Annotated in this window: 8 protein-coding genes; 6 read left to right on the forward strand and 2 right to left on the reverse strand. The window is 55.9% G+C overall.

What is annotated here, in order from left to right; genetic code table 11:
• Positions 1–30: 30 nt before the first annotated feature.
• Genes ACT3TS_RS13510 through brxL form a run of 6 tightly spaced genes read left to right on the forward strand, consistent with a single transcriptional unit; the run spans position 31 to position 12,942 of the window.
• Positions 31–714 carry a DUF1819 family protein gene (locus ACT3TS_RS13510; protein WP_444532025.1) on the forward strand — a complete coding sequence of 228 codons (684 nt, stop codon included), beginning with the start codon at positions 31–33 and terminating at the stop codon, positions 712–714.
• A complete protein-coding gene (locus ACT3TS_RS13515; protein ID WP_444532026.1) occupies positions 711–1,322 on the forward strand; it encodes a DUF1788 domain-containing protein in 612 nt (203 codons plus the stop codon). Before ACT3TS_RS13510 ends, ACT3TS_RS13515 begins: the two co-directional genes overlap by 4 nt.
• Complete coding sequence (gene brxC / locus ACT3TS_RS13520; RefSeq protein WP_444532027.1) at positions 1,319–4,843, forward strand: BREX system P-loop protein BrxC; 3,525 nt, start codon at positions 1,319–1,321, stop codon at positions 4,841–4,843. Before ACT3TS_RS13515 ends, brxC begins: the two co-directional genes overlap by 4 nt.
• Before the next feature lie 12 nt (positions 4,844–4,855).
• Positions 4,856–8,299, forward strand: a complete 3,444-nt coding sequence (gene pglX, locus ACT3TS_RS13525; RefSeq protein ID WP_444532028.1) for a BREX-1 system adenine-specific DNA-methyltransferase PglX — start codon at positions 4,856–4,858, stop codon at positions 8,297–8,299.
• On the forward strand, positions 8,296–10,794 hold the full coding sequence (gene pglZ, locus ACT3TS_RS13530) for a BREX-1 system phosphatase PglZ type A (protein ID WP_444532029.1): 2,499 nt from the start codon (positions 8,296–8,298) through the stop codon (positions 10,792–10,794). Before pglX ends, pglZ begins: the two co-directional genes overlap by 4 nt.
• A 9-nt stretch (positions 10,795–10,803) precedes the next feature.
• Positions 10,804–12,942 carry a BREX system Lon protease-like protein BrxL gene (brxL, locus tag ACT3TS_RS13535; RefSeq protein WP_444532030.1) on the forward strand — a complete coding sequence of 713 codons (2,139 nt, stop codon included), beginning with the start codon at positions 10,804–10,806 and terminating at the stop codon, positions 12,940–12,942.
• Between the two features lie 53 nt (positions 12,943–12,995).
• Here the strand turns inward: brxL and ACT3TS_RS13540 are convergent, their stop codons facing one another.
• Complete coding sequence (locus tag ACT3TS_RS13540) at positions 12,996–13,520, reverse strand: hypothetical protein (RefSeq protein ID WP_444532031.1); 525 nt, start codon at positions 13,518–13,520, stop codon at positions 12,996–12,998.
• A 22-nt stretch (positions 13,521–13,542) separates the two neighbouring features.
• A partial coding sequence (locus tag ACT3TS_RS13545) for a hypothetical protein (protein ID WP_444532032.1) occupies positions 13,543–14,344 on the reverse strand: 802 nt, incomplete at its 5' end.

Raw genomic sequence — 14,344 nt, forward strand, 5'->3', positions numbered from 1 at the left:
GGATCCTGCCATACCGAGCCACCGACCCCAATGTTGGGGCTCAATAATGTCCTGATCCACTGCCCACCAACTGGAAGGAGGCGCCCGTTGGCACCCGATCCTAACGATCATGCTCGCTTCGCACTGTCTTTCACTAGCGGTGGCCTCCTAGCGCGTGAAGCAGACGTGATCACGACCGTCTATCTACGTGAGCGAGACTGGACGGAGGTGCGGAACGCTGTCACGAACGGAAACCTCTTGCAGTCGCGGACGGTGTCGTCGAGCGCTCGTGTGACACGCGAAACGATCCAACGGTTGAGCACTTTTGACGATGCCGAGTTGGAACTCCTTGCAGATGGGAGTCCGACTGAGCGATGTCAGTTGATGTGGGTCGCCGCGTGCCGTCGTTACGAGCTGATCGGAGATTTTGCCGAGGAGGTTCTTCGCGAGCGGTTCCTACTACTCACCCCGACTCTCGATTTCGAAGACTTCGAACGCTTCATAGTTAAAAAGGGTCTGTGGCATCCTGAGCTCGATGAACTCAAACCGTCGACGCGCGCTAAGCTTCGGCAGAACCTCTTCCGTATGCTCCACGAGTCCGGGCTGCTCAGCGAGAGAGGGGAGATCGTCCCCGCCGTTCTCTCGGAACGCGTCCACGAGGTGGTCGTCGGACAGGCTCGGAGCGACGTCCGATTCTTCCCAACCAACTTGTCGATCGAGGCGGCCACACGATGAATACAACTGAAAGACGGAACATCCAAGCGGAGGAGACTCATGTCTATGATGTGCTGCGCAGTGAACGGTTCCTCAAGATGGAGGGTCTCTCCAACGAGGTGCCATTTTTCATCTACCATTACCCACCTGCCTGGGCTCTTGAAGTTGAAGACATGCGGGATAGGGTGTCGAACAAGCTCCGCAGCGATGACGGTCTGAGCGTCGTAGAGATCAATCTGTACGATCTCGCAGTCAGGCTTCTAGTAGAGCGTGGCGTATGGGAACGGGTTCTCGCGTTGGAGCCGGAGATGGACAAGTCCGAATTCCGCGAAGTCTTGCAGGGGATGCTCGACCCACACGACCACCTCGCACCCGCTATCCGCGAGTTCATCTCACAGACGCCAAGCGACATCGTCTTCCTGACAGGCATCGGCGAAGTTTTTCCCTTCATCCGCACCCACACAGTGCTGGAGAATTTGCAAAGCGTCGTTACTGGGCGTCCGATGCTTGCGTGGTTCCCGGGAACCTACGAGTTCACTCAGACAGGTGGACATCAGCTTCGCGCACTCAACCTCAGCACAAGTGACAGCTATTACCGGGCCAAGGACATTTTGGAGCAGGAACCATGACCATGACACTGATCAACGACATCTTCGCCAAACCCATCGGCCGTGCAATTGAGGGTGTTATCAAGGCCGATGACGCGTCACAACTCGCCACAGAGGTCGAAGAGTACGTTCTCACCAACGAAGCAGCCAAAGGCATTGAGCATGTGCTAGAGGCGTACACGAACTACACGAACGCCAACGGCGTGTGGGTCTCGGGCTTTTTTGGTTCTGGTAAGTCACACCTTTTGAAGATGCTCGCGCACTTGCTGGGCGACATCGACGGTCATGACTTCCCGCGCCAGAAGGTCTCGGAGTCGTTTCGATCCAAGACCGAGGATGCATTCCTGCCTGCTCTGATCGAGAAAGCTGACCGCATCGCGGGGAAGAGCCTGCTGTTCAACATTGACCAAAAGGCGACCTTGATCTCCAAGGACCAAAACGATGCCCTGCTCAGAGTCTTTGTGAAGATCTTCGATGAGTCCCGCGGCTACTACGGGAATCAAGGCCACATCGCCCGCTTTGAGCGTGATCTGGACTCCCGGGGCCAATACATAGCCTTTAAGTCAGCCTTCGAACGAATCGCTGGCATCCCGTGGTTGCAGGGACGTGAGCAGGCCGCGCTTGAAGCCGGTCATATCGACCAGGCCTTCACCGAGGTCAACGGCACCGAGAGTCCCGGTATCATCCGCCAGTACAGCGCCAACTATAAGGTCTCCATTGACGATTTCGCCGACGAAGTTGCCCTCTGGCTCGGTCAGCAACCCGACGGGTTCCGGCTGAACTTTTTCGTTGACGAGGTCGGTCAGTTCATCGGTACCAACACCAAATTGATGTTGAACCTGCAGACCATTGCTGAGTCGCTTGCTACCAGGTGCCACGGTAGGTCATGGATCTTCGTTACTTCTCAGGAAGACATGGAAAAGGTGGGGGGCGACCGAACCAAGTCGCAGGCCAATGACTTCTCCAAGATCCAAGCCCGCTTTAAGAACCGTCTCAAGCTCACCAGTCAGGACGTCGAGGAAGTCATCCGGAAGCGCCTCCTGGCCAAGACTGAAACCTCCGAACAAGACCTTGCAGCGACTTACGTGGTTGAACATACGAACTTCAGGACGCTCTTCGACTTCGTTGAGGGACGCCATTACCCGAACTATCGCGACCAAACGCACTTTGTAGGCACATACCCGTTCGTGACGTACCAGTTCCCGTTGTTCCAGTCAGCGATCGAGGGCATCAGTGACCACAACATCTTCGAGGGTCGTAACAGCTCGGTGGGTGAGCGGTCAATGCTCGGAGTCGTTCAGGAAGTTGCTCGGACACTCGCTGCTGAATCGCTTGGCCATTTGGCATCGTTCGACCAAATGTTCGAAGGCATCCGATCCGCTCTGAAAGCAGCGAGCCACCGCGCGATCATTGAAGCGGAGCGCAGCCCATCGCTGCCGCCGCTCGCGGTCCGGCTGCTCAAGGCATTGTTCCTCGTAAAGTATGTGGACACGTTCAAGGCCACGCCGCGTAACCTCACCGTGCTGGTCTACAACCGCTTTGATACCGATCTTGCACAGCTGGGCAAAGACGTCAACATAGCTCTTGCCGCTCTGGAAGCACAGACATACATCCAACGCAACGGCGACGTTTACGACTACCTAACGAATGAAGAGCAGAAGATCGAGCAGGAGATCAAGAACGTCGACATCGACAGTTCCGAGGTTTCCAAGAAGTTCTCCGATTTACTCACTGCCTCAGTCATTAAGTTACCCAAGGTTACCTACAGCAAGAACGGCCAGAACTTCCCATTCGGGTTCAAGCTGGACGGGCAAGCGATGAGCAAGCAGCACGAACTGGCGCTGCATTTCACCAGTCCTGAGACCGGGTTCAGCTTAGACCAGATCAAGGCCCATAGTGCCGGGCTTGACGAACTCCGCGTCGCGCTTCCTCTCGAAGTAGACCGGATCCTCGCCGACTTGCGACTACAGCTGAAAACAGAGAAGTATGTCAAGCGGGCACAAGGCGCCAGCCGCACTGCAATCGAGCAGACAATCTTGCAGACGAAGGGCACGCAGAACGCCGAGCGAGAAAAGGAGATCGTTGAACGACTCCGTAGTGCTGTAGGCAATTCGACCTTGATCTACAACGCAGGCATACTCGACGTTACGTCGTCAGACGCGGTGGCGCGGATCAACGACGGCTTTCAACGGGTCATTGCGGCCACCTACACAAATCTTGGCATGCTGGGAGGCAAGACCTTTGACGAGCAGAGCCTCGTTGGCCTTGTAAATCTGTCCGACGGCTCGCTCATGGAGGAGACGGCCAGCATCCTGGAAGTACCAGGGAGTGATTTGCTCGGGCATCTCGAGATGCGAGGTAAGCGCCACGAGATGGTCACGATGAAACAGGTGGTGGAGCGCTACACGAGCAAGCCATTCGGATGGGACCAGCGGTCGGTTGCTGCGGTTGTTGCCTACCTTGCCGGCCAGTCGAAGATCGAGGTCCAGCTCAATGGTAAGGTGCTTGCCCGCACAGAGATCCCCGGGGCCCTTCGCAACACTCAGAGTTTCCCGAGCATGGTTGTCGCTCCGCAGCGTATATTTGACATGAAGGTCGTCACCTCGTTCCGGAAGTTCGTCGTTGACTTCATAGACGACGGTGCAATCTCCAAGGACCCCTTGGAGCTGGCTCGTGTTGGAAAGGAGCTCCTTGAGTCTAGGCTCAAGGAGCTCAAGGCCCTGCGGTTTGGTGCCAACTACTCATTTGTTGACCAGCTCGATGAGCCGATCCAAATGCTCACCGAACTCAGCGAGCACAAAGTCGATTGGTTCATCACTGACTTCCGCGGCGCTGATGACTTGATGGAAGCCAAGGACAACGTGATCGACCCGATCAAAGCTTTCCTGCACCCAAACAGCAGCCAGCGCGGCATCTTCGAAAGCGCTCTGGCATTCATGCAGGCAAACCAGGCCAATATGGCCTACCTGCCCACTGGGGCTATGAATGCGATTGCATTGGCCCTGAATGATCCTCACATCTTCCGGGGCAACAGAACCACGCAGATGGGCGCTGCGGTGAAGGAGTTGGAAGCTCAGCTCAGAACGGTGATCAAAGGGCAGCGCGATGCTGCAATCGACGACATCATGACTCGCTGGCGCCAGGTACCCGACAGTGAGGCCTATGCTGGCGCCACGGAGAAGGCACAGCAGTCGGTGACGGGCAAGGCGCAGGTCGTCCTCGAGCGGGTACAACGCGAGACACAGATCCCGGCGGTTAGGAATCTGGCCTCTCAGTTCGCCGACATCGTCTACCCGTCCATCCTTGACGAGTTGGAAGCCGCCAAAGTCGTACCGGGTCAGGCTCCCATGCCAACCCCTGAGCCCAGCAGCGGACCGGGCCGTGCGCCAGTGCCGGTGAAGCACACCGTATCGATCAACACGCTTGCTCTTCCAGGTGCTGGTGAGGTGCTCGAAACCATAAACGACATCGACACTTACCTTGACAGGCTGCGTGCGACACTGCTCGCGACCATAAACGACAATAAGCGCATCGCGCTCTAGGACGAGAACGACATGGAAACTAAACCTCTAGAGCGATTCGCAACACAGGCGCGCCGTGACCTCCTCGCAGCCGTCGACGCACAGGCAACTACAATACTCGCACCCGGGTCTGTCGCCCGTAGCGAACGCGCCAGCGCGGTAGTGAAACTCGAAAAAGAGATCGCCGCGCACGGGCGTTACCATGTGATAGACAAAGTCGCCTATACCTGGTTCAACCGCATCGTCGCGCTGCGCTTTATGGACGCCTGTGGCTACACGGCTGCCGGAGTAGTCTCGCCTGCGCAAGGGCAGATGCATGGGCAGCCTGAGATCCTCGCCGATGCCAAGCGTGGCAACCTAGATGCCGAAGTTTTTACCGTTAAAAACGAAGCAGAAGCGATTATCGGTCTACTCGATGGCAGCCGCCGCAGCACTGATGCCGAGGGCGAGGCATACGCGTTATTGCTGACCGAGTACTGCCGCTACTGGCACAAATCGATGCCGTTCATGTTCGAGCGCGAAGGTGACTACACCGAGCTACTCGTGCCCACAGGCCTTCTCGCAGATGGCGCGATCCTGACCTGTGTCCGCGAGGTGCTCACCGCAGAAGTGTGCGAGGACGTCGAGGTGATCGGTTGGCTCTATCAGTTCTACACATCTGAGCGAAAACAACAGATCTTCGATAGCAAAGCCAAAAGAGGGGCGGACGAGATTCCCGCAGCAACTCAGCTCTTCACTCCTCATTGGATCGTCCGATACCTCGTCGAAAACTCTCTAGGGCGTCTATGGATGCTCAACAGGCCAGCCTCGCGCCTTATTGACCAAATGCGATACTACATCTCCCCTGTTGAAGAAGACACCGACTTTCTGAGGATCTCAACACCCGAAGAGTTGACCATAATTGACCCTGCTTGCGGCTCCGGCCACATGCTCACTTACGCTTTCGATCTGCTCTATTCCATCTACGAAGAGGAGGGCTACGCGCCGGCCGACATTCCCAGCTTAATCCTCACGCGCAATCTCTTCGGCGCCGAGATCGACATGCGAGCCGGGGTCCTCGCCGCTTTTGCGCTGGCCATGAAAGCTCGGGCCAGGCAGCGCACCTTTTTCAGCAAACAGATTGAGCCGAAGATTTGCGTCATTGAACCAATCTCATTCGGACCCGAAGAGCTGGACTTTCTCGCCACTCGCGATGGCGACCGCCATGACGAGGAAACGTTTTGGAATCAGTTCGAACATGCCGATATTCTTGGTGCGCTCATCCAACCAGACCCGGTGCTGACACGCCGGTTGGGCAAGTATGTCATTCCCCTCGACTCCGGGGGAGACCTTCTCGTGGAAGACGCCCTGGGACGTGCCGAGCAGGTGATTCATCAGGCCAAATTCCTTTCCACCCAGTACTGCGTTTCCGTCGCCAATCCGCCTTATATGGGATCAAAATATATGGAGGATATTCTCGCGTCGTATGTCAAGGACCGATACCCTGATGGGAAACAGGACCTATACGGCTGCTTTGTTCTTCGATCACTGGAAATGGTCGTCACTGGCGGCTACATCGCCAAGGTTATTGGCGATACCTGGATGTCAATTGTCAGCTTTGAAAATTTTCGAAGGGACATTCTCGCGGGCCATTCATTCGATAGTTTTGTGCATCTCCGGGATGTATCAAATCATCCAGATATTTTCGGTGCTAATGCGGCTTTTGTTCTGGCAAAGACAGACGCCCCTGGGCGTAAGGCGCCGTTCATAAGGCTGACACCTTTGAATTCTGATGAAAAGCGGATAGCGTTTTTGGATGCGATCAACGATCCTTCTTCTGAGCGGCGTTTTGTAGCTTCGGCCTTGGATTTCGTACGAGTCCCCGGCGCACCAATCTCTTATTGGCTTGGCCTGGAGCTTATGGCTGTTCTAGGGGAAGCGGAGAAATTTGAAACAATAGCGGATGTGCGACAGGGATTATCTCCGGCTGATAAGCCGAGATTCATGCGGGCCTGGTGGGAGGTTTCGTTTGAACGCACTACACTCGGTAGTTCAGCGGTTATGAAGTGGTACCCCTATAATAAAGGCGGTGGATTTCGTAAGTGGTTCGGAAATGTTGAGCACGTTGTCAACTGGCAAGATCAAGGGGCGGAAATTCGAGCATACCCAAAGTCGGTAGTGAGGAACCCCAGCTACTATCTTCGAGAATCTATAACTTGGACTAAGGTTTCCTCGGGTCGCCCTTCTTTCAGGCATGTACCTGCAGGTTATATGTTCGATGGGGCGGCCGGGGCACTTTTTCCGCATATACAGGGAGATTTATTTGCCCTTTTGGCAGTTCTTAATTCTAGTGTAATTGAGGACGTGCTTGCGGCGTATGCGCCAACGCTAAACTTCACAGAGGGGAATATTGCTTCGCTTCCTGTTCCGCGCCAGATCGATTCTGAACGTCTTCGCGAAATTGCTGAAGAGCTTGTGTCAATTTCCAAATATGACTGGGATTCCAACGAAACATCGTTGGAGTTCTTAGGGCCATTGAGCCTAACCAGCCAGCATCGATTGATTGAGGCGGCATTCGAGGAAGTGAGACAGAGCGCTTCCTCACGGGTTCAGAAAATTCGCGAATCTGAGGTTGAGATCGACCGAACTGTTGCTTCTAGCTTCGGGCTTCGCGAGTGGAGGGTCGCTGCTCCGAAAGATCTCTCTGATGTGGGGCTTCGGAACAACCCATTCGCTTCGCCGGGGCAATCAGGCAGTGAGAACTTCGATCTCACTGTTCAGCTTGTTTCGTATGCGATAGGTTGCATGTTCGGACGCTATAGTCTCAGCAAGCCAGGTCTGATCCTGGCCGACCAAGGTTCAACACTGCAGACACATCGTGCAAGTGTTTCGTCCGAGACCTTCGTCCCGGATGCCGACAACGTGATTCCGATCGTTGATGACGGTTGGTTTGAGGATGACATCGTCGAGCGGTTCCGCGAGTTTCTCCGTGTCGTGTTCGGATCCGAACACTTTGAGGCGAACCTACGTTTCGTCGAGGAATCCTTGGGGGTCAAGACGCTTCGTGATTATTTCATTAATAGGGCGGGTAAGTCGAAGTTCTATGACGACCATGTGCAGAAGTACAAGAAACGCCCAATCTACTGGATGTTCTCCAGCCCTAGCGGCTCATTCAATGCGTTGATTTATCTGCACCGCTACAACCCATCGACGGTCTCCACAGTGCTGAACGAGTATCTGCGGGAGTATCGCGCCAAGCTGGAAGTCGCGCTCACCAACGCCGAACAGGCCGCAGCAGGTGGCGCCTCGGCAAAGGACCAGAAGGAAGCCGACCGGTTGCGCAAAGTGCTCGCTGAACTTCGCGACTATGAGCATGATGTGCTTTACCCGCTGGCCACCCAGCAGATCACGATCGACCTCGATGACGGAGTGAAGACAAACTACCCCAAGTTCTACCCGGCACTGAAGAAGATCACGGGTCTTGAGGCGGCAGAGTGAGCAAAGCACTTTCAATCAAAACTCATCTCGCGGAGCGATTCGAGCAGCAGCGCATCGTGGTGTGGCATGACCCCGACGGCAGCTACGCCGCTGAACTCGATTCCCACGCAACGACCGAAGTGATCGTTCTTCGTGCCGAGAACGACGAGTTCGCGATCAAGTACCGTGTACTGCGTGCCGAGCCGGACTCGAAGTTCTTGATATATCGCCAAGGCGCGCTTGTAGGCGCTACCGGAAATTGGTTGCTTGACCTCGAACTCGCGTATGGAATCTTCACCGCTGATCGTGGTGCACTCATGCAAGCCGATCTCGGACTCACTGCGGCCGGATCAAGTGGACTGGTTGACGGGCACGAAAAGTTCTTCTGCGACACGAAACTGATTGCGAAGTTCAAAGAATTGCTGCGCCCTGACGATGACTTCACCAAGGTCCAGGCCAAGATGTGCGCAGTAGTGCTCGGACAGAAGGAGCACAGCTTCTCTGAGCTCACTCGCACGCTGCTGGTGCAGCATGCCGCCGATGGCATCTCTGGCTACGGGGCCCTGTTGGCCCAACGTCTAACCGACTTCTATTGGGGTGGGGCGGCGAAAATCTATGGCTACGAATCAGAGTCGCCGAGTGTTGCAGGGTTCGTGCTGTGGATGTTCAAGCAAGCGCGCGATGGGTTCGAGACTACAACGTCGAATTCTGCGCGTAACATCGAAATCGATTTTCGCAGCTTCCGTGACTCCATGAGGAGCGCCAATGCCGTCAAGCAACTAGCTCGTCAGGCTGAAATTGATCTCGACTATGCGCAGCAGGCAGTGGAGTCAACGTATTCCGAGCTTGTCGCCACCGATATTTTCGACATAGGTGAGAAAGAGATCATCCGGCGCTTGATTGAGGGAATCGGTGCTCAGACCATGTCAGCTCGGGACGTGGCCGAGACGATCCGCAGCCGGAGACGTGAAAGCGTATGGTTTGACGACTACGCCAAACTATATGCAGCGCTGGGCGCTGCGGCTGAACTCATCCCGGCAATCCGCTCCGCGCGACTCAACGTGTCCAGTTTCGACGAGGGCCTCATCCGGTACCGAGATGACCTGTTTAGAGTCGATCAACTGTACAGGCAGTACACATCCGCGTCGCAGTCGGCCGAGTTCAAACAGCCCCTAGAGGCACTGAATGAGCAGGTCGAAAACGCCTACGTCACCGACTTTCTCACCCAACTCGGCATGAGCTGGCAGAAGCAGGTTGACCAGGTCGAGCAGTGGAAGTCGCCAGCGATCAACTCGCAAACTTCATTCTACGACCGCCATATCGCGCCTCTCGTTCGAGGCGGACGCAAGAAGGCTGTCGTCATCATTTCTGATGCGATGCGTTATGAGGTTGCCGATGAATTGACGTCAAAGATCCGCGGCGAGAATAAGTACGATGCCAAGATCGAGGCCATGCTCGGTGTCCTGCCGAGTTACACTCAGCTCGGCATGGCTTCACTGCTGCCGCACAAGACTCTGGCGCACTCCGAGAGCGGTGACCCGGTGCTCGTTGATGGCCGACCCTCCAATGGAACAGCGAATCGGTCGAAGATCCTTGCTGCCGTGGGCGGCTCGGCGATCCAGGCCAAAGACTTCCTGAAGATGAAACCGGTTGAGCGGCGAGATCTCTACGGCGCAAATCAGGTACTGTACGTCTACCACGACACGATTGATGCAACGGGTGACAAGGCGGTCTCAGAGCACCGCACCTTCAAGGCGGCTGCAGATGCGATTGACGAACTCATCGACATCGTCAAGAAGCTCGCCAATGCGAACGCGACTAACATCTTCGTCACGGCCGACCACGGCTTTCTGTATCAAGAGTCCAAGCTTGCTCCACAGTTCAACTTGACCGTCAAGCCTCAGGGCGACAAGGTCGTGGTTGAGAACCGTCGATACGTCCTTGGCCGCGGTCTCAAGACCGACGACGCGTTCCGGCATTTCCTACCTGAACAGGTGGGTCTTTCGAGCGACTTGGAGGTGCAGATCCCGAACTCGATCTGCCGGATCACCAAGCCCGGGGCAGGCTTCCAGTTCGTCCACGGCGGCGCCTCCCTTCAAGAGATCGTGGTGCCTCTCATTTCAATTAACAAGGGCCGGTCCGACACTGTAGAGCCGGTCAACGTTGACATCCACCCGGAGTCAGACAAAATAACAACGGGCCAGATTGTTGTGAAGCTGTACCAGCAAAGCGCGGTTACGGATCAGCGCCCGGCGCGGAAACTCCGTGCGGGGTTGTACTTCGGCGGCGATCTTATTTCGAACGAGCCGGAATTGCTTTTTGATGCGGAGAGCTCCGAGGGACGTGACCGGTTCCAGAGCGTCCGGCTGCTGCTGAGCAAGGACGCCGATGCGGCGAATAACCAGGGCGTGGAGTTCCGATTGTCTGAGCCGATCGAAGGCACTGACCAGTGGAAGAAATATAAGAGCGCGCCGTACACGATCAAACGCTCCTTCACTACGGACTTCGACTTCTAAGGAACATTGATGAGCGACCATATCGATAAGACACAGACAGTGCCTGGCTCGGATGTCTTGGACACCGTGGCCCCGACGGCTGCTTCGCAGAGCGATTTGGATCGCAAGATCAATGAGCATTTTGCTGGAGCGGTAGTGCGTAAGGACCTTGTCAAGGCAGTCAAGGGCAACGCAATCGTGCCCTCTTATGTGCTGGAATACCTACTCGGGCAGTACGCGGCGTCTGATGATGAGGCAACGATTCAGGCGGGCATCGACACAGTCCGGAAGATCCTCGCCGAGCACTACGTTCACCGCAACGAGTCCGAGCTGGTCAAATCGAAGATCCGCGAGAAGGGTCGCTACCGAATCATTGACAAGGTCAACGTCACCCTTAACGAGAAAGACGACGTCTACCAAGCCTCTTTCGCGAATTTGGGTATCAATGGTGTAATCGTTGATTCCTGTACGGTCAATGCTCACCAGAAGTTGCTCGTGGGAGGGGTCTGGTGCCTGTGCGACGTTGAGTATTTCCATTCTGATGATGCCAGGGTCTCGCCGTGGATCCTCGGATCGCTCAAGCCGATCCAGATGTCGAACTTCGACTATGATGGCTACCTTGCCGCGCGGGCAGAGTTCACCACCGACGAGTGGATCGACCTACTGATCCAGTCGATCGGATTCGACCCCGAGATGTTTGGTCGTCGTGCAAAGCTGCTGCAGCTGGTTCGCTTGATCCCGTTCGTCGAGCGAAATTACAACCTTGTTGAGCTGGGCCCCAAAGGCACGGGCAAATCGCACATCTACTCGGAGTTCTCGCCACACGGCATGCTGATCTCAGGGGGAGAAGTTACTGTACCGAAGCTGTTCGTGAACAACGCGAACGGTCGCCTCGGTCTCGTCGGGTACTGGGACGTTGTTGCGTTTGACGAGTTCGCGGGCAAGAAGAAGCGTACCGACAAAGCGCTGGTCGACATCATGAAGAACTATATGGCGAACAAGTCGTTCTCCCGTGGCGTGGAGACGCTCGGTGCCGAGGCATCGATGGTTTTCGTCGGCAACACGTCGCACACCGTGCCGTACATGCTCAAGCATTCTGACCTCTTCGATGAATTGCCGGAGAGTTACCACGACCCCGCTTTCCTCGATCGCCTGCACTTCTACATACCGGGTTGGGAAGTTGAGCCGATCCGCAGCGAGATGTTCTCCGATGGCTATGGGTTCGTAGTTGACTACATTGCTGAGGTGCTGAAATCGATGCGTAACTTGGACTATTCGGACCGTTATCAAAAGTACTTCACCCTCGGATCAGACATTTCGACCCGTGACCGCGACGGCATCCACAAGACCTTCTCGGGGTTGATGAAATTGCTTTACCCACACGAGAAGGCCGGCCCCGATGAGATCGAAGAGATCCTACGTCTCGCGGTTGAAGGTCGCAAGCGAGTCAAAGACCAGATCCTCCGTATGGACAAGACGATGCCGGGCGTAAAATTCGGATATGCCGACAAAGTTGCTGGCTGGCGCCCTGTCACGACTTTGGAAGAGGACGAGTTCCCCACCTACTACCGGACTCAACAAAGCGAAATAGATGGGGACGCGGCAACTACGAATGAATTGGGCAGCGTTGCCTCGCCGACAAAGGTCCCGGAAGCGTCGTTGGGTGTACCTGCATCGGAAAGTTTATTAGAGGGGCATCTCGAATTCCAGGAGAATCAGCGTGGTATTTCCTACGACACACTGCTGTTGCCATATTTGCAAGGGTCGTCCGAGATTTCGATTATTGACCCGTATATCCGGCTCCCACACCAAGGCCGAAACTTAGTGGATCTGCTGGCGTTACTTGCGGTGAAGAAGGAACCTGCAGAAGAGATTTCGGTGACTCTTGTGACAAAAGAGGACACTTCTGACCCGGAACATCGTCAACTACTCATGCTGGACTATATTCAGGGTAGTGCGGCAGCTTTTGGTATCAAATTTAATGTTGCATGGGATGAGACGATTCATGATCGATCGATCCGAGCCGATAACGGATGGAAGATATTGCTTGGACGAGGTCTCGATATTTTCCAGAAAGGCTCCAATAGTCACTATGACCTCAGCTTCCACAAGCAGGAGTTCCGTCAAGTAGCTGCCTTCGGAGTTACCTACATCCGTGAACACCAGTAGTTCTGTCGTGGAGGACACCAGATCGGCATGGCGGTCAGGCAATCACATGGCCATCACGATGTTGTGGCTGGCGCGATAGCCAAACATGCGTGGGACCGGAGGTAGTAAGTTGGCGGCCAGGGCGCGCCGACCTGAATTTGTGTCGGGTCGGGACGGATGAGCAGGACTGAGTCGGGCCAGATGGCGAACGTTCCGTTCTCGATCCAGACCGGTTGAACGTAGCCGAACTTGTTCCAGCGGATGGTTGCCCAAGAGCCAGTCGGTTGGATTTCTTCGAAACTGAGGACGGTGATCTCGGCGGTGGCCTCATGTTCACCTTTGATCCGGGTTAGGTATTCCCACTGCCTGTTGGCGAACTGCTGCCACTGTCTCCGGTCCTGAACCCGCCGGGACCAGCGCCAGAAAACGAAGCCTGCCGCCACGAGCATGACGCTGAGCGCAATCCAAACACTCTGGAATCCAGGCCACGCGATGGCAATCGCGGCGACCAAGTACAGCAGGGCCACGCTGATAACGACGGTCGTTGCGACAAGGAGGCCCCCGCTGAGCTGCGGTTTGATCATCGGGTTGCTTTCCATGGCTGCCTCCTCCGCTCTTATTCTAAATTTCCCAGCCGACATTGGTAAGGGCAGCACCAACGGAAACCTTCACGGCCCTTGTTCCATTGCTGGTCGCTGCGGTGCTTTGCAGCCGGGCCAGCTCTGCGTCGAGCTGCCGCCGGTCGTTGGTGCGTTCCCACTCGTAGCCTGCCGTGGGAGGGCCCAACGGTTCCGGGTCGTTCCCGATCTGCCAACGGTCCCTGTAGATGGCTATTTGTTCCGCCAACGTGTTTCGGTCTATCGCAGTTGTGCTGCTCGGGAGCATGCCGTCTACTCGCTGTATCCACGTGTCGGTGCCGGCCAGTACCTTCACTTTTAGCTCCTGGACTCTGGCTGCAGCGAGGCTGCGTACTTGGGCAATCATGTCCGCGAGATCTGGCCGGCTACTGGTGAGCTGCTCATACAACCAATCATCGAGGCCAGCTGATGTGCTGCCACCGAGAAGGCGGAGCCGTGCATGCAGGACAGCCATGAGGTCATCGGCGTCGCCGGGGCGTCGGATGGTGTGCTCCAGCGTTGCTACGGCCGCACGAGGATCACGGGCTGTGGCGCGTCTCCAGGCGGCGACAGCCGCACCCCACGATGGTGAGCACTCCAAGATGCTCGCAAGTCCTGGCAGCACATGGTCGACGGTGGTACGCAGGTCGTCTGCGGCCGCGATCTGGGCGAGGTAGTCGTATTCAGCGGCGAGACGGTGCAGGGAATGTGCATTCTCCTGTTCCTCGTCGCGAACCTCGTGCGCGGTCCGCTCGGCACCTTGGGCCGCGAGGACTTCACCGATGATTTCCAACCAAGTCGACTCG

Origin of the sequence: Specibacter sp. AOP5-B1-6, assembly GCF_052376555.1 — a bacterium.
In the GTDB taxonomy this organism is placed as follows: domain Bacteria; phylum Actinomycetota; class Actinomycetes; order Actinomycetales; family Micrococcaceae; genus Specibacter.

What these genes read in the sequence shown, in the direction of transcription:
- ACT3TS_RS13510 (WP_444532025.1), top strand. Translation starts at nt 31, where the DNA reads ATGTTGGGGCTCAATAATGTCCTGATCCACTGCCCACCAACTGGAAGG.
- ACT3TS_RS13515 (WP_444532026.1), top strand. Translation starts at nt 711, where the DNA reads ATGAATACAACTGAAAGACGGAACATCCAAGCGGAGGAGACTCATGTC.
- brxC (WP_444532027.1), top strand. Translation starts at nt 1,319, where the DNA reads ATGACCATGACACTGATCAACGACATCTTCGCCAAACCCATCGGCCGT.
- pglX (WP_444532028.1), top strand. Translation starts at nt 4,856, where the DNA reads ATGGAAACTAAACCTCTAGAGCGATTCGCAACACAGGCGCGCCGTGAC.
- brxL (WP_444532030.1), top strand. Translation starts at nt 10,804, where the DNA reads ATGAGCGACCATATCGATAAGACACAGACAGTGCCTGGCTCGGATGTC.
- ACT3TS_RS13540 (WP_444532031.1), bottom strand. Translation starts at nt 13,520, where the DNA reads ATGGAAAGCAACCCGATGATCAAACCGCAGCTCAGCGGGGGCCTCCTT.